12 protein-coding genes and 1 pseudogene are annotated in these 14,892 nt (G+C 68.8%); 10 read left to right on the forward strand and 3 right to left on the reverse strand.

The genetic code is table 11. From position 1 onward, the window contains the following. The first annotated feature begins 205 nt into the window (after positions 1-205). Together IF29_RS46825 and IF29_RS46830 are read left to right on the forward strand one after the other, a co-directional pair. Positions 206-358 carry a hypothetical protein gene (locus IF29_RS46825; protein ID WP_198037431.1) on the forward strand — a complete coding sequence of 51 codons (153 nt, stop codon included), beginning with the start codon at positions 206-208 and terminating at the stop codon, positions 356-358. Further along, positions 352-686 (forward strand): annotated as a pseudogene (locus tag IF29_RS46830) (IS30 family transposase); the annotation flags it as partial. The gene IF29_RS46825 and the pseudogene IF29_RS46830, both read left to right, overlap by 7 nt. 106 nt (positions 687-792) lie before the next feature. On the opposite strand, the gene IF29_RS0112900 reads toward IF29_RS46830, so the two are convergent. After that, positions 793-3,537, reverse strand: a complete 2,745-nt coding sequence (locus IF29_RS0112900; RefSeq protein ID WP_030253580.1) for a PKD domain-containing protein — start codon at positions 3,535-3,537, stop codon at positions 793-795. A gap of 635 nt (positions 3,538-4,172) precedes the next feature. Between IF29_RS0112900 and IF29_RS0112905 the strand changes: the two genes are divergently transcribed. The 8 genes from IF29_RS0112905 (at position 4,173) to IF29_RS0112940 (ending at position 13,229) form a co-directional block, all read left to right on the forward strand. Continuing rightward, positions 4,173-4,325, forward strand: coding sequence for a papain-like cysteine protease family protein (locus IF29_RS0112905; protein WP_198037432.1), 153 nt, complete (start codon positions 4,173-4,175; stop codon positions 4,323-4,325). After that, entirely contained in the window at positions 4,322-4,588 is a 267-nt protein-coding gene (locus IF29_RS0112910) for a hypothetical protein (RefSeq protein ID WP_030253586.1), read from the forward strand. The genes IF29_RS0112905 and IF29_RS0112910 overlap by 4 nt, the downstream gene beginning before the upstream one ends. A 220-nt stretch (positions 4,589-4,808) precedes the next feature. Continuing rightward, on the forward strand, positions 4,809-5,453 hold the full coding sequence (locus tag IF29_RS0112915) for a hypothetical protein (protein WP_030253588.1): 645 nt from the start codon (positions 4,809-4,811) through the stop codon (positions 5,451-5,453). Then, positions 5,444-6,193, forward strand: coding sequence for a hypothetical protein (locus IF29_RS0112920; RefSeq protein WP_157623714.1), 750 nt, complete (start codon positions 5,444-5,446; stop codon positions 6,191-6,193). The genes IF29_RS0112915 and IF29_RS0112920 overlap by 10 nt, the downstream gene beginning before the upstream one ends. 464 nt (positions 6,194-6,657) lie before the next feature. Next, the gene (locus IF29_RS0112925) at positions 6,658-9,534 is read left to right on the forward strand and encodes a PKD domain-containing protein (RefSeq protein ID WP_084714056.1); all 2,877 of its coding nucleotides are present in this window, start codon (positions 6,658-6,660) and stop codon (positions 9,532-9,534) included. Between the two features lie 151 nt (positions 9,535-9,685). After that, a complete protein-coding gene (locus IF29_RS0112930; RefSeq protein WP_037595098.1) occupies positions 9,686-11,215 on the forward strand; it encodes a M48 family metallopeptidase in 1,530 nt (509 codons plus the stop codon). 42 nt (positions 11,216-11,257) lie between these two features. After that, entirely contained in the window at positions 11,258-12,421 is a 1,164-nt protein-coding gene (locus tag IF29_RS0112935; RefSeq protein WP_051725240.1) for a DUF4034 domain-containing protein, read from the forward strand. Between the two features lie 37 nt (positions 12,422-12,458). Continuing rightward, entirely contained in the window at positions 12,459-13,229 is a 771-nt protein-coding gene (locus IF29_RS0112940; RefSeq protein ID WP_051725241.1) for a carbon-nitrogen hydrolase family protein, read from the forward strand. 4 nt (positions 13,230-13,233) lie between these two features. Here the strand turns inward: IF29_RS0112940 and IF29_RS0112945 are convergent, their stop codons facing one another. Beyond that, positions 13,234-13,782, reverse strand: a complete 549-nt coding sequence (locus IF29_RS0112945) for a hypothetical protein (RefSeq protein ID WP_030253596.1) — start codon at positions 13,780-13,782, stop codon at positions 13,234-13,236. Between the two features lie 136 nt (positions 13,783-13,918). Next, complete coding sequence (locus IF29_RS0112950) at positions 13,919-14,500, reverse strand: hypothetical protein (protein ID WP_030253598.1); 582 nt, start codon at positions 14,498-14,500, stop codon at positions 13,919-13,921. Positions 14,501-14,892: the final 392 nt, after the last annotated feature.

Genomic DNA, 14,892 nt, shown 5'->3' on the forward strand with positions numbered 1-14,892 from the left:
CAGGTCGGGGCGGGTCTCGGGGGTTATCCGATTCCCGCCCTTTTCGATTCCTGTCCCATGGGTGTTCGCCCCGTCCCAGGGTCGACCAGTTTTCGTGGACCACCGGTGGACCAGATTTCGGCAGCGTTGTCGCTGGTGGAGGCGTTCCGGGGCCTCCATGGGGTGGCTTGTAGGCGGAGTTGTGGAAGGGCCGGAGGGAGGCCTGATGGTCGGACGGGGCAACAGGTCTGCTGTCGCCACCCTGGTGTACCGCCACAGCCGCCTCGTGCGGCTGGTCGCCCTGCCTGCGGGACACGACTCGCTCAGCGTCCGGGACGGCATCATCCTGCTGTTGCAGGGCCCGACCGGACCCGCATGACGCTCACCTGGGACCAAGGCACCGAGCTGTCGCGCCATCACGAGCTGGCGCCTTGGTTGCGCGACGGCGTGTTCTTCGCCCACCCGGCCAGCCCCTGGCAGCGCGGAACGAACGAGAACACGAACGGACTCCTGCGGCAGTACCTGCCCAAACGCACCGACCTGTCCGTCCACACCGCCGAGGACCTGCGGCGGATCGAGGACCGGCTCAACAACCGCCCCGAAAGACCCTGAGCTGGCGGACCCCGACAGAGGTCTTCGCCGCCGCTCTGAGCATGAGACCAGCAACGTTGCGACGACCAGGCGAATCCGCCGTTCAGGGCCGGTGACCCTCGGCGAGGTGCAGCGGGGCGCCATTGAACGACGGAGGGGTCCCGCGGAGACTGACTCCGCGGGACCCCTCCGTCCTGCGTCTCGCCCGGTGTGCTGCCCGGCTTACGGCTGCGTGTACTGGTAGCCGGACAGGTCCGCGATCACCGAGACCGCGGCACCGCCGCCGTTGTAGAGGTCCACGCAGCCGTCCGCGCTGACCGGCGTCTGGGTCATGTTCGCGATGGTCTCCCCCGGGCCCCAGTTGATGTTGGACGTGCCGGGGCGGGTGGTCCCGTGCGGGTAGGCCGACACCCAGCCGGCCTGACTGCTGCCGGTCACAGTCAGGTTGAGCGCCACGGCGGACACTCCGGCCGGAACCGGAAGGCAGAGATCGAGCTGCTGGTGCGGCGCTAGCTGTCTGGCGGGTGCGCCGATCCCGTAGCGGGTGTCCAGCGCCCGGGTCGGAGCCGTCGTGACGAATCCTGTGGTCGGGCCCGTGGCGTTCGTCGGCTGGTAGAGGCCGAGGAAGTCGACCACGAAGTCTGTGGGCTGCGGGCTTCCGTTGTAGAGCGTGATGCGGCCCTGCGAGTCAGCCGTCACCGTGACCAGGTTGGCGGCGGGCGTTCCGACCGACCAGTTGAGGTTGGACGAGCCGGGGCGGGGGCTTCCGGTGGTGTAGACGGTGGCATAGCCCGGACTGTGCTCGCGCGCCGTGGTGACGTTCACCTCGAGCGTGTCCGGCCCGCCGCCCGCGGGCCGCAGCGACGCCGGGAGTTGGACGGTGACCGTGCCGTGTCCCGGGACCTGGTGGGCCGAGGTCCGGGTGTCGAGGATGCGGGTCGGAGTTGCCGGCCGGTACTCGGTGCCGTCGACCGTCATCGACTGGGAGCCGACCTCGTCCAGGACCAGGTCGATCGGCCCGGAGCTGCCGTTGGAGAAGTCGACGTACCCGTCGGCGCCGGTGCGCACCGTCGCCTGGTTGGCGATGGTCTGCCCGGCACGGAAGTTGAGGTTCGACGCGGTCGGCGCGGCGGTGCCGTCCGGGTAGGCGGTGACGAAGCCGGCGGCCCGGGTGTCGGTGGCGGTGAGGTTGAGCACCAGCGCCTCATTGCCGTCCTGCGGGTGCGCCAGAGCGAGCCGGAGCGTGCCGTGGGCGGGGATGGCGGTGTGCCCAGCGGTGCGGCTGTCGTAGACGCGCCGGGGACCGCCCTCCAGGGGGACGAAGTCGGCGCCGGCGACTGCTGTCGCCGAGGCGGTGGCGGTCCGGCCGAGATCGTCGACGGCGGTCAGCTTGATCGGATAGATGCCGGAGTGCGTGTAGGCGTATTCGGAGCTCTGCCACCGGCCCGAATCGCTGACCACTCCGTCGCCGTGGTCCAGCGTCAGACTTCGATAGATCTCCCCCGGCGTGCCGGAGATGGAGAAGTCCATGGTGCCGGGGGAGTACCCACCCGTGCGCGCGGGCTTGGCGCTCAGCACGGGCTGCTCGACCGTGTCGCTCAGTACCTCCACGTCCCGGCTGTCACGCACCGAGTACCCGTCGGTGTTGGTGATGACGGTCGTGGTCAGGTAGGTGCCCGGTTGCGTGTAGGTGTGCGGGACGGCGGTGCCGACGGGGGCCGACTGCGGTGTGCTTCCGTCGCCGAAGTCCACCGTCGCGGTCAGCTGCTCGTGCCAGGCCGACGTGGGCACCGGCGTGGCCTGGCCGTCCACCGAGGTGCCGACCGTGGTGACCTGGGGGCTGGTCGGAGCGGTGTAGCCGATGGAGTCCTCGATCTCCCACGCACCCCGGTCGTAGAAGTCGTACGGGCCGGCACCCAGATGTGGGAAGCGGGGTTCGAGCACCCTCGGGTTCCCGTAGAGGTCTGTGCTGAGCTCGCCGGGGGCGGACGAGTCCGCCGCGTCAACGACGCCGGTACCCTCCGGGAAGCCGGTTCCGGGGGTTGTGAGGATGTCGTGAGCACCTTGGCCGGTGGCCGCGGTGAGGGCCGCGCTGGTGAAGTAGTCCGTGCCTCCCCAGGAGTATGCAGCCGTGCCCGCTCGGTTCTCGTTGAACGTGTTGAAGCTGTCCGACACCTGCGGTGCGGCGGTAGTCGAGACGGAGAGTGCAGGGGCCTGATCGACGAGGCCGACGTTGTTCTCCACGGTGGTCGCCGAAACGGCGCCGTCAACCTCGATGGCTGGGGCCTTCGTTACGGTGTTCAGGGCGTTTCCGGTGATGGCGACCCCGGATGCCCCCGATACATGGATCAGTGTTCCGGACGCTTCGTAGTCGCGGAGATAGTTGGTCGTCACCGTGACGTGCTGTGCACCGGTTTGGACAAGAATGTCGCTGCCGCTGAGCATCCCCTGGATCTGGGCGCGTGACACCGTCACAGACGACGAGCCGCCGTCGATGTTGATTCCGTTGACCACGGCCGGGGACGCCATACCTGTGGACTGAAGGCCGTCGAGCACGACGTTTTGCGAGCCCACGACGTCGACGAGGTCGGCCCCGGGGTTGGCATCGATCTGAAGGTTCTCCACGGTTATGTCGTGGACGTTCCGCAGGGTCAGCGGCGCGCCTTTCGACACGGGGTACAGGTTGTCGCCCGATCCGTCGATAGTGATAGCGGCGCCCGGGGCACCCGAGTGTGTGAGTACCAGGGGCCCGTAGAAGTCCTCTCCGGTGGGGCCGGTCAGTTTGACGGTCTGTCCGGGCTTCGCGGCGTTCGCGGCGGCTTGAAGCGTGCAGTAGGGCAGCGACGCGCTGCCGGCGCCGGCAGTGTCGCTGCAGCTTGCGGCATCGTTCACATAGAGCATGCCGGTCGTCGCGCTGTCGGCGCGGGCGGTGGTCGTCACCACCGCGGCGGCGGCGAGGGCCAGCACGACGGGGACAGAGACAAGTCGTGCGCGTGGCACAGTTCCCCCTTCACGGGCGTGCCTTCGATCATCCGAACAGAAGGCGCGCGTGATCGTACTGCTGCGCACGGAGACCAAAGCTGTCAAATCGACTACAACCGGCCTGACGGCTCCGGAATCCTTAGCCACTCGTTACCGGCCTACCCGTCACCGAGCAACATGTCGTCAACCGGACCAACTTGGCCGGTGGGCGCGGCCTATCTCCGATTGGACCGTGGCGAAGAACGACTCTGCTGCTGTGCCGTCGAGGCAGGAGCCGGTACGGCTGGTGCTGGAGCGGATGTCGAGGCGTCGCAGGTGTTGCAGTGGGTGTGCGAGTGGTACTGGCCGCCCCTGTCGGTGTGCATGATCGCGTTGCCGGCGACGAGTCCGGCCTGGTGTGCGATGGTGATCGCCTCGACGGTGAGGCTCAAGCAGGTGATGCCTCCGGTGAGTTTGAGGCTGGGCATCGGCGCGGTGAACCGCCGCTGGATCAGGTCGGGGATGATGGCTGCGGCCTTGGTCGGTAGCGCAGAGACCCGTCCGGGACCGATCAGGGCGCGAGGTCCCGGCCAGCCCGAATGCTGCAAGGGGTTGAAAACCGTGGCGACTCCACCATGCTGATGAGCCCCGGTGGATACCACTTCGTCGTGGTCGACGGAGCCGAGTCGACGGCTTCAATGCTGAAGATCCTTGACCCGTGGAACGGAAGCAGCGACATGGTGACCTTTGCGGACTTCGACAGCAGTTGGACCCTGTACACGGTGGCGCGATGACAGCCGTCCTGACCGCGGTGACCAAGCTCTCAGAAGAGCGGTTCTGTCTTTCCTTCCACCGCGGTGAGTCGGCGCACAGTGTCGTGATCGTGTTGGACGGTGCGATCACGGACGCATCGTTGACCCCGTGCCACTGGGAGGGCGGAGAGGGGCGGGTGGTAAAGCTGTTCCTCAACGACCTGGCCGGGCTGCGTGCGCTCAACCGAGCAGCTCTACGCGCACTACGCGGCGAGATCCCGGGGCTCCCGATGCCCCTGGGCTAGAGCAGCGCACCGCTTCCCCAACCAGAAGTTGCCATGCGGCAGGGGTGACCTCTCCGCAACGGGCCCGGACATTGTCCGGGCCTGTTGTGCTACCAGTGCAGCAGGGAGAGGACAACGGCTGGCCAATGTAGAATCTGATCTACAACGGAACGGAGCGCAGCGTGGCTATCACAGTGGGCGATAGCGGATCCGTGGTCGGACCAAGCCTCGCATCAGCGCGATGAACCAGCCCTTCGCGCCCCGTGGCCCGCGCGCTCTCCTTCTGCAGCGGGTCGGCGTGCTGCCCGGGTTCCCCTTCCTTGTGGGGAGGGACCCGCGCGCCGGGGTCTCCCCTGACGACCCGATGCTGGCTCTGTCCCAGGATGTGGCCGAGGCAGTCCGCGCGTGGTGCGCGACCCCGGGCGACGGGAAGCGTGGAGTCACGGCCGCACTGGGCTTCCGGGTAGCCGCAGATCTCGGTCCCGGGTGGATGCTGGGCGTCCACGACGAACTCCACGGCAGTACGCACCTGGCCTGCTGGCACTGCGGCGCGTTCCACTGGCACTTGAGGCCGCACCCGGTGCCCAAGCTTCCTCGGGTTCTGCAGGTCAAGGGCCAGTATGCCCACGGGCCGCTGCGGGCAGAGAGATTCGGTGACTTCTCCCCCGACGAGCCGACCGCCGGACTACAGCTGACCCCGGGGCTGGTGGACGACTTCTATGCATGGAGCCAGGCCGTGAATCATCAGGCGCAGTACGGCACAGCTGACGGCCCGGAGTTGGATGCCAGGGGCGCTGCCCTGGCGGACAGGCTCGCAACGGAGCTGGGCCACGACTGGACAGTCGAATACCTCGCACTGGAGTACGGGAACAAGGGATGGATGTGAACACCGGAACACTCCGCAGGGCGCTCACCGCTGCGGGGATCGACCCGGCCTCGCTGCGCATCGCCGGCGAGCAACCGCCGGCCGCCCCCGACAGCGGTCCCGTCGACGCCCTGCTGCTCACCGGCAGTGACCGCACCGGCCAGTGGTATCTCAAGGGCAGTAGCGCCCTGGAGCCGGGCTGGCCCGGCGTACTGGCGCAGTTCCCCGATGAGGCAACCGCCTGCCGCCGGGTCCACGAGGAACTCACCCAGCCGAACGGCACCCCCTTCGCCGAGGAGCGGGCGGCCTGGGCGAACACGACCGCCGCGCTGCGCGCCCGCGCCGAGCAGGACCTGGCAGCCACCCACCCCACCCGCGCCGAGCAACGCCGACTGCGCGACCAGGGGCTGCCGCTGACCACCCGCGCCGAACTCGATGCGGCGCTGAAGGCATCCGGCAGCAACGAGCCCTACCACATCGACCACGATCCGGCCGACCCCTGGACCGAGGACAGCGATCCGCTGCTGCACCGCTGGCCCACCGACGTCTTCGCCTTCATGTGGGACCAGTTCGACGAACTCTGGGTCACTGGCATGGCGAAGAAGGGCCTCCAGCCGGACATCCACCTCCGCTTCACTGACGAGGCCGACGCCTGCGGCTACGTCTTCGAACTGCTCACCCGCCCACCGTCCCTGCCCCAACGGCTCACCGCAGCCCAATGGCACGCCCTGCACGCGGACCGCCGCGTCCGGCCCGAATGACGGGTCTCCTCTGACACGAAGGCTGACGGAGGCAGTTGTCAGCCTGTTCCGGGGTGTCCCACGGTGTGTGGACCAGACGTGGACTATGCGTTCCCCCGGGCCGGTATCGGGGGCACGTTTGCACAGGTCAGCGCGTCATCGCTATAGGGTTTTCCGGTGGTCTTGAAAACTGTCGTCACGGACGGTGATCTGGTGGCGCAGCAGCACAGTCGATCATCATGCCGTGCTCCTCGACAACGGTCGCCGGCCGAGTGACCTGCACGGATGGGGATCCCGGCAAGGGCAACGCTACCCTGCGCCAGTTTTGTCGGTCTTATATCCAATCAACCGTTGGTGGAAGCTTTGTTGATCTTCCGTGACGTGTTTCGTATGGGTAGCATTCAGCAGCCACACAGGTGTCACCACACAATTCGTCGGCCGGGGTCGTAGCGTTCGGATCATTCGGGCCGTTGGGGGAGTTACGTATGCCGCGCAGCCGCGCACTAATGGCCGTGGTTGCTGCCGCGTTGCTGATCGGCGGTCTGGGTACGGACGCGGCTTCTGCGGATGCCACTTCGTTGCTGGTCGATGCAGGGAAGGCGTGCAGCGACTCCGGCAGCGTCCCGGGGACGGCCGTGCTGCCGTTCTGCACCATCCAGGCTGCGGTTGACGCCGCCGAGCCCGGGCAGACGGTGCTGATCGAACCGGACAGCTACTACAGCGGGGGCTTGACCGTCACGCGCTCGGGAGAGGCGGGGAAGCCGATCACGATCACCTCCGCGGGACCCGCTGAGGTGGTCCTGCTCAGTTCAGATCCGACAGGGTTGACGCTCACGGGTGTCCACGATGTCGACGTCAGCGGCATCGACCTCCGGCAGGACGGTGTTCTGGTCCAGGATTCCCAGCGGATCGGTCTGGACCGGCTGCAGATGCACGGTGTGTACCTGCAGCAGAAGCCTTCCAGCCAGGGAGCAGGCGTGTCCATCCAGGGGGCCACCACTGCGGATGTGTCGGTGACCCGCACTACCGTCGGGCGCTCGGTTGCGGCCGCGGGCATTGTGATCGGAGCGCAGGTGGCCCGGACCACGATCAGCTCCGATGTGATCACCGGGGGCCGCGGGGACGGTGTCGCGGCCGACAGCGCGGCCGACACGGTAATCACTGGCAACACCTTCACAGGCAACTGCTTCGACGCGGTGGAGGTCACCGGCGCCGCGGTGCATACCACCGTGGAGAACAACATCATGAGCGGCGACAATGTCGCCAGGACCGGGACCGCAGACGGGGGATGTCTCAAGGACACTACCTCCGCACGGCCGGAGCTGTCGGTTGCCGCTACTGCGGCGGCAACCGCGATTGCCGACGACAACCTGGTCGACCCGGCTCCGGGCATTGCCGCCTACTCCTGGTCAGGCACTTCCTACTCCGGCCCGACCGAGTTCGTCGCCACCGGGCAGGGTACCCACGACATCCAGGCCGACCCCAAGCTCGACGCGGGCGACCTGTCCCCGGCGGAGGGCTCCCCTGCGGTGGACTCGGGTGCCCCGGACGCTGTCGGCCTGACTGCTACCGATGCCTACGGTCACCAGCGGGTTCGCGATCCGCTGGCGACCAGTGCCCTGCCGGGCTCTGCCGTGGACCGCGGTGCGGTCGAGCGCCAGGATCCGCTGTCGCTGGGTGCAGTGACGGTCGATCAGGCGCAGGGGCCCTCCCCCTTCCCGGTGACTGCATCGGTGGCGGTGGCCAATCCATGGCACACCGCCGGGGTGAGCTACACCTTCGACTTCGGCGACGGTACCAAGGTGGCCACTGGCTCCCCCTCGGCCAGCCACACCTACACTCGGGCCACCACATACCCCTCCAGCCCCTACCAGGTCAGCGCCACCGCCACCGTCCCCCAGGCCCCCGCAGCCGTATCCTCACCGAGCGACGGCTCCGCCCTGGTCACCGTCAATCCACCCGGCCCACTGACGGCCACCCTGCAATACGTACGCAGGCCGGCGACGTCGGGCCTCGCCGTCGCCCTCTTCAGCAGCTCCAGCAGCCCGTGGCCGATCACCGGCTACACCTTTGACTTCGGCGACGGCACCATCCCGGTCACCAACTCCGACCCCTGGAGCGCGGCCCACACCTACCCCCACCCCGGCACGTACACCGCGATCGTCACCGTCACCGACAAGGGCGGGCGCACCCAGAAAGCCAACGCGCTCGTCAGCGTCGGCGACGGTCTGGTGCCGTTCGGGCCGGTACGCATCCTGGATACCCGCCACGGAACCGGCGCACCCCAGCACACCATCGGTGCCGGCGGGGTCCTGCGCTTGAAGGTGGCCGGCCAGAGCGGGCTTCCCGCCTCGGGCGTCGATGCGGTCACGATGAACATCACGGCTACTGACGCCACCGCGGCCACCTACATCACCGTCTATCCGGACGGGTCGCCGCGCCCCGTCGCATCGACGCTGAACCTGGGGGCCGGGCAGACCGTGCCGAACCAGGTCACCGTCAAGGTCGGCACAGACGGCTACGTCGACCTGGCCAACTACAACGGCACCGTCGACCTGATCGCGGACGTCCAGGGCTACTACACCACCAAGGCCCTGCCCCAAAGCGGTGGCTTCGTCAACGAATGGGGTCCCGCACGGCTACTGGACACCCGTACCGGTACCGGCTGGCCCTTCTCCGGCGCACCGGTCGGCAAGATCGGTCCCGGAAAGGTGCTGACCTTCAAACCGGACTGCTGCCCAGGCACGGACAGTGACAAGGCAGTCCTGCTCAACCTCACGGAGACCAACGCGACCGCCGACAGCTACGTGACCGCCTACGCGGGCGGCAGCGCCCGCCCCAAGAGTTCGGTGCTGAACTTCCGGGCCGGGCAGACCACCTCGAACCAGGTTCTGGTCCCGATTGCCGCTGACGGAACCGTCTCGCTCTACAACAACGCCGGGTCCGTGGACCTGATCGCTGACTCCTACGCAATAGTCGACGGTGTGGGAGCAGCCTTCTTCCCCACAGATCCCACCCGAGTCGTGGACACCCGCAACGGGACCGGCGTGCCCAAGGCGAAGATCAAGGCCCGCGGTTCGATCAGCTCGCTGGTGGTCGGCTCCCACGCCATACCGCAGGACACTGCGATGCTGATGGTGAACCTCACGGCGACCAACACCACGGCCGCCACCTGGCTGGCTGTGCAGATACCCGGCTACAACCCTGGGACATCCTCGTTGAACCTCGGCGCTGGGGACACACGAGCGAACTCGGCAGAGATCCGCACCAACGGGGCCGGATCCAACCACTCCACCATGATTACCAACTCTGCAGGCAGTACCGACGCGATCCTCGACGTCGAGGGCTACTACCTGTACTGACCTTGCTCCGTGTCGGGTCGCGCGATGAGCCGTGGTCGGGGTACCACTGCGCGGGGGCATTGGGCGAACCCGTACCCCTGTGGAGCAGGGGGTATTGGTGGGCGGTACTCTCCGCGGAACATCAGGGCGGGCGGGGGGAAGAGTGGCAGGCATGTCCAGCGGGCCGAGGACTTCTAGCAGGGCGGTACGGGCGGCCGGGCTGTTGGTCGGGTTCTATGCGATGGGGTTCGGGCTGCTGGCGCTGTTGCTGGCGATCGACTACCTGGTGCTGGACGCCGGCGACCCCAGCCCCCGGCTCGTCTTCTACGCCCTCGGCTTCAGCGCGCTGGCGGGTGTGCCCATCCTCCGCGGCATCTTCTTCACCCGTGGCAACCGGATGCGCAAGCCCCCCGGTGTCCGGGTCACCAGGTTCGAGCAGCCGGTGCTGTGGCAGCGGGTCGAGGTGCTCGCGCAGGCCATGGGGACCAGGCCGCCCAAGGAGATCTGGATAACCGCCGATGTCAACGCGGCCGTGCACGAGGAGTCCTGGCTGTTGGGGCTGATACCCGGCAAGCGCCGGATGCTGCTCGGCGCACCACTGCTGATCGGGCTCACCCCCGCCCAGTTCGACGCCGTCGTCGGGCACGAACTCGGCCACTACTCCAACCAGGACACCCGGCTCGCCGGGCTGGTCCAGCGCGGCCGGGACTCGATGACCAACACGCTGCGGGCGTTCCACGGCGGCAACAACCTGAGCGCCGCGCTGTTCGCCCTCTACAAGAGCTACGCCGAGCGCTACCTGCGCACCACCCAGGCCATCAGCCGGGAGCAGGAGCGGGCCGCCGACCTGGCGGCGGTGCGGATCGCCGGACGTGACAACGCCGCCTCCGCGCTCCGTCAGATCCCGGCCCTGGACGCCGGGTTCGACTTCTACCTGGGCCACTACGCCGCCTCCGCGAGCGAGCTCGGACTGCTGCCGCACACCGACGAGTTCATCGGCGGCTTCCGGCACCTGCTCGCCGACCCGGAGCGGATCGAGGAACTCGACGCGATCCGGCGCGACCTGCCGAAGCGCGCGGCCAGTCCGTACGACTCGCACCCGCCGATGGACGAGCGGGTCGCCGCCATCGAGGCGCTGCCGGAGGACGGCCGGGGCCGGGACAGCGGCAGCGCGACGGAGTTCCTGCACCTGCCCGCGCCGCTGTTCGGGGCGGTCGCCCGCTCGGCCTGGAAGCCGGAGAACAACGGCAAGCAGCAGGTGGACTGGGCGACACTGCTGCACACCGCCGGCCGGGCCCGGGCCCTGGAGCAGGCCGGGCCGCTGCTCTCGGCAGCCGCTGTGGTCAGCGGCGGCAGTCCCACGCTGATGCAGGTACTGGAGGTGGTGGACCGGGGCGGGCTGGCCTCGCTCTGCGACCGACTGCCGGAACCGAAAATCGCCAAGGGCACCACCGGCCGCCTGCGGGACGAGCACCTGCGTACCGACCTCGGCAAGCGGCTGCGGTCGCTGGTGGAGGTCACCGTCGCCGATGCCGGGCGTGGCGGCTGGCCGCTGTCCTGGAGCCACAGCCACCGCTTCGAGCTCCGCACCGAACTGCTGCCGGAGGGATTCGCCGACCGCCTGCAGCCGGCCGTCGAGGCGGTCGTCGCGGGTCGGCCGTCGACCAGTCAACTACGGCTACTCGTACAGCAGTTGTCATAGCAGTGGAAAACGCAGTCGCAGCAGGGGAGAGGGAGCACCGTCATGCCACGATTCCTGGACCGGATCACCGGTCAGGGCCGCCCGCCGAAGGCCGCCGCCGGTCCGACCAAGGACGCCGGTAGCAGCCGCACCATCCAGCCGGCCGAGTACGGGCTGCCGCTGCGGGCGGAACTGCGCACCGACTGGCCGGTGGACCATCCGGCCCTGGACGCCGCCGTCCTCGCCGTGAAGGCAGGGGACTGGCAGCCGGTCGGTGCGCTGATGTGGGAGACCGGGCGGGACTGGGAACGCCGCTACCTCTACACCTCGATCCTCGGCAGTCTCGCGGCGGAGGACGACCGCTGGCTGCAGGCATGGCGGCAGGCCCACCCGGAGGACGGGGCGGCGGCAGCCATCGAGGCGTCGTCACTGGTCCAACTGGCCTGGAAGATCCGCACCGGTGATGTGTCGAGCAAGGTCGGCCGGGAGCAGTGGGAGGGCTTCTTCCGGGTGCTGCGCCAGGCCCCGGAGCGTTGCCGGGAGGCTGCCGCCCTGAGCCCGGAGGACCCCACGCCGTGGGTCGTGCTGCTGGGCGCGGCCAAGGGCCTGCAGTGGGAGAACGACGAGTTCCGGACGCTCTGGGCGGAGGTGCTCGCGCGCGACCCGCACCATGTGCTGGCGCACATCTCGGCGCAGAGCTACTGGCTGCCGCGCTGGCACGGCTCGACCGACCTGGTCCTGGAGTTCACCGAGCAGACCATCGCCGCGGCACCGGACGGCTCGCTGCTGAGCCTGCTGCGGCTGGACCTGCTCAACCGTGAACTGCGGCCCGAGAACGCCGAGCTGCGCCCCGCGTTCTGGCGTGGCGAACAGGTCCGGTGGGCGATCGACGAGGCACTGATCGACCTGGCGGCGGCCGATCCGGCGCACCTCCGGGTCAATACGATGCGCGCCTGGCTCGCGATCTTCCTGGTCCGGAACGAGCGCTGGGCCGAGGCCGTGGAGCAGTTCCGGGCCATCGGCAGGATGGTCGCCTTCGAGCCCTGGACCTACTCGAAGGACGGCACCTCGCTCTTCACCCAGCAGCGCGCGAGCGCCGTCCTGGGCTGGGAGGCGGCCGGCCGCCCGGCCGTACCGCCGCTGCCCCAGCACCGTCCGGCGCCGGCCGGCTCGTACTTCGATCTGAGCACGCCCAACCCGGACGCGGACCCGGTCACCGGAAAGTAGTGCCGGAGGGGTGTGCAGGTCCCCCTATGATCTGCGGGTGTCCGACTCCCTGGTTCTCGCTGTCGCCCAGCCTCCGTGCGTGTCGTACGGGATCGCGGTCAACGCGGTGGCCCATGCGGATGCCGTGCGGGCCGCTGGTGCGCGGGTGGTGGTGTTTCCCGAGTTGTCGTTGACGGGCTATGAGTTCGATGCCCCGGCCGTGGCTGTTGATGATCCGCGGCTCGGGCCGATCGTCGACGCCTGCGCGCAGAGCGGGACCCTCGCGCTGGTGGGTGCGCCGGTCGACGATCCGGACGGACGTTCGTACATCGCTGTGCTGGCGATCGACGGTGCGGGTGCCACGGTGGTGTACCGGAAGGTCCATGTGCACTCCAGCGAGGCCGGTCGGTTCAGTCCCGGACCGGACGTGCCGGCCGTGGTCGAGGTCGACGGCTGGCGCCTCGGGTTGGCCGTCTGCCGGGACACCGGCATCCCCGGCCATGCGGCGGCCCTGGCTGCTGAGGGGATGGACGTGTACGCGGCGGGGATCCTCGACCACCGGCGGGATGCCGCGGTCCCGCCGGAGCGTGCCCGGCGTATCGCCGGGGAGCACGGGGTGTGGGTCGCGTTCGCCGGTTTCGCCGGATCCACCGGCGAGGGTTTCGACGAGGCGCTCGGTCGTTCCGGGATCTGGGCGCCCGACGGGCGGGTGCTGGCGCAGGCCGGTCCCGAGGTCGGCGGCATCGCCAGGGCTGCGCTGAACCGCGGCGGCGCCGTCCGCACGGCCGAAGGGCCCGCGTCCGGGGGAGCGGACGCGGGCCCCGCGTAGTGGGCTACTTGTACTGGTAGCCCCACAGGTAGGTGGAGTTGTCGCTGCTCTTGTACGGGGCGACGAAGGTCTTGGTCCAGTTCACCGTCGTCTTCGAGCAGGTGTGGTTGACGGTGTACTTCTTCGTGGTGAACTGCTCGGCCTTGTGGTACATCATCGTCCGGCCCTGGGTCTTGCCCCTGGGGAGCGACGAGATCGTCCCGCTGACGCCCCAGGACGAGGTGTGCGACCAGGTCTTGCCGATGGCGAGGGAGAACTGGGTGCTCGCCTTCGCGAAGATCACTCCGGCCTCGGTCCCGACCGTGGCGGTGCCGGTCGCGCTCCAGGTCCCGGTCTTGCTGGTGGTGTACGAGAAGGTGAAGCCCTTCCTGCCCCACGGGCTGTAGATGTTGGTGGGCCGCCAGACCATCTTGGCCTTGGAGAAGGAGTAGTGGACGCCCGCGTCCACGCAGCCCATCGGGTGGACGGTGGCGGCCTGGCTGGGGGCCGCGACGGCGACCAGTCCGGAGGCCGCTATAGCGGTGACGAGGGCGGCGCTGGCGATTCTGCGCATGGCTGGTGGAGCTCCTTGCTCGATGAGGGTGTTGTGCGCGATGAGCGCGATGAGGGTGACGTGCGAGGTGCATGAGGGCGCGACGCGCGCGAGGGTGCGACGTGCGTGAAAGGTGCGATGAGAGTCGGGCCGACGGTCAGCAGTACCTGCTGCGGGCCTTCGCGGCCAGGCCGCCCGGTGGCACGGTTATGGCCCCGCACAGGACCACGCCGGTGCTCAGCGGGGTTGTCCAACTGGTGGTGCTGCCGGACTTGGTGGTGACGGCCGTGCCGTGGGCGTTGCAGGTCCTGGCGACATAGCTGCCGTGGACCCTGCGGGTACCCGCGTACAGCACGTAGCTGCCGCTCCTGGTCGGACTCCAGGTGACGACGGCCTTCCTGGGCGTCTGTGCCCCGGAAGGGGCGAGGGCCAGGCCGGTCTTCCGGGCGAGGCTGCCGATGACCGTCGCGGGGGCTCCCCCACCCGTGACGGACGCCTTGACGAAGGCGATCTGTGGCACCGTCACCAGGACCCTGGTGCTGCCGGTGCCGGGGCGGACCACCCGCTTCGCGTGGGTGACCACCCAGGGTTCGGTCACGTTCTTCCAGGTGACCGAGGTACTGCCGGCCGTGCAGACGACGGCCTTGGTGCTGCTTGCCGCGGTGGCTGCCGGAGCAGCCACCAGTAATGCTGCGGCCACGCTGCCGGCCAGGCCGGCGGCGATGCTTCGCCTGTTCATTCACTTGTCCCCGTGACAGCCCGGACAGGACTCCCGTCCAGGCGATTCGCCGATCCCCGTTGACCGGCGATGAGAGGAGTCAATCCTGAACTCACCTGATTCTCAAGGGAATTGAGGTGAAGTTGAGGAAGTATCATATTTGCGGGGCGGCTGCGCTGCAGGGTGCTCCAGTGCATCGTCGACTACCCATCCAGGCCTGGCCTGGCCCGGTCCCCTGTGCTCATGTTTCGGGTGTCGGCGCGGCGAGCTCGGCCAGGCGCTCCGGCGCCCGGCTGAAGTCCCAGGTCAATGACAGGATTCTTACCGGCTTCCTGCCAGCTTTCCCACCTAGAACGAGGCTCGCGGGTCCGTGGAACACCCGGACCCTCCTCAGCCCTGTTCTGTTACGGAGC

This window comes from Streptacidiphilus jeojiense, assembly GCF_000719095.1.
In the GTDB taxonomy this organism is placed as follows: Bacteria; Actinomycetota; Actinomycetes; order Streptomycetales; family Streptomycetaceae; genus Streptacidiphilus; species Streptacidiphilus jeojiensis.

Excerpts from the sequence above, each read along its gene's own strand:
- IF29_RS0112950 (WP_030253598.1), bottom strand. The coding sequence starts at position 14,500 with ATGAACAGGCGAAGCATCGCCGCCGGCCTGGCCGGCAGCGTGGCCGCA.
- IF29_RS0112935 (WP_051725240.1), top strand. The coding sequence starts at position 11,258 with ATGCCACGATTCCTGGACCGGATCACCGGTCAGGGCCGCCCGCCGAAG.
- IF29_RS0112945 (WP_030253596.1), bottom strand. The coding sequence starts at position 13,782 with ATGCGCAGAATCGCCAGCGCCGCCCTCGTCACCGCTATAGCGGCCTCC.
- IF29_RS0112915 (WP_030253588.1), top strand. The coding sequence starts at position 4,809 with ATGAACCAGCCCTTCGCGCCCCGTGGCCCGCGCGCTCTCCTTCTGCAG.
- IF29_RS0112920 (WP_157623714.1), top strand. The coding sequence starts at position 5,444 with ATGGATGTGAACACCGGAACACTCCGCAGGGCGCTCACCGCTGCGGGG.
- IF29_RS0112905 (WP_198037432.1), top strand. The coding sequence starts at position 4,173 with ATGAGCCCCGGTGGATACCACTTCGTCGTGGTCGACGGAGCCGAGTCG.
- IF29_RS46825 (WP_198037431.1), top strand. The coding sequence starts at position 206 with ATGGTCGGACGGGGCAACAGGTCTGCTGTCGCCACCCTGGTGTACCGC.
- IF29_RS0112930 (WP_037595098.1), top strand. The coding sequence starts at position 9,686 with ATGTCCAGCGGGCCGAGGACTTCTAGCAGGGCGGTACGGGCGGCCGGG.
- IF29_RS0112925 (WP_084714056.1), top strand. The coding sequence starts at position 6,658 with ATGCCGCGCAGCCGCGCACTAATGGCCGTGGTTGCTGCCGCGTTGCTG.
- IF29_RS0112910 (WP_030253586.1), top strand. The coding sequence starts at position 4,322 with ATGACAGCCGTCCTGACCGCGGTGACCAAGCTCTCAGAAGAGCGGTTC.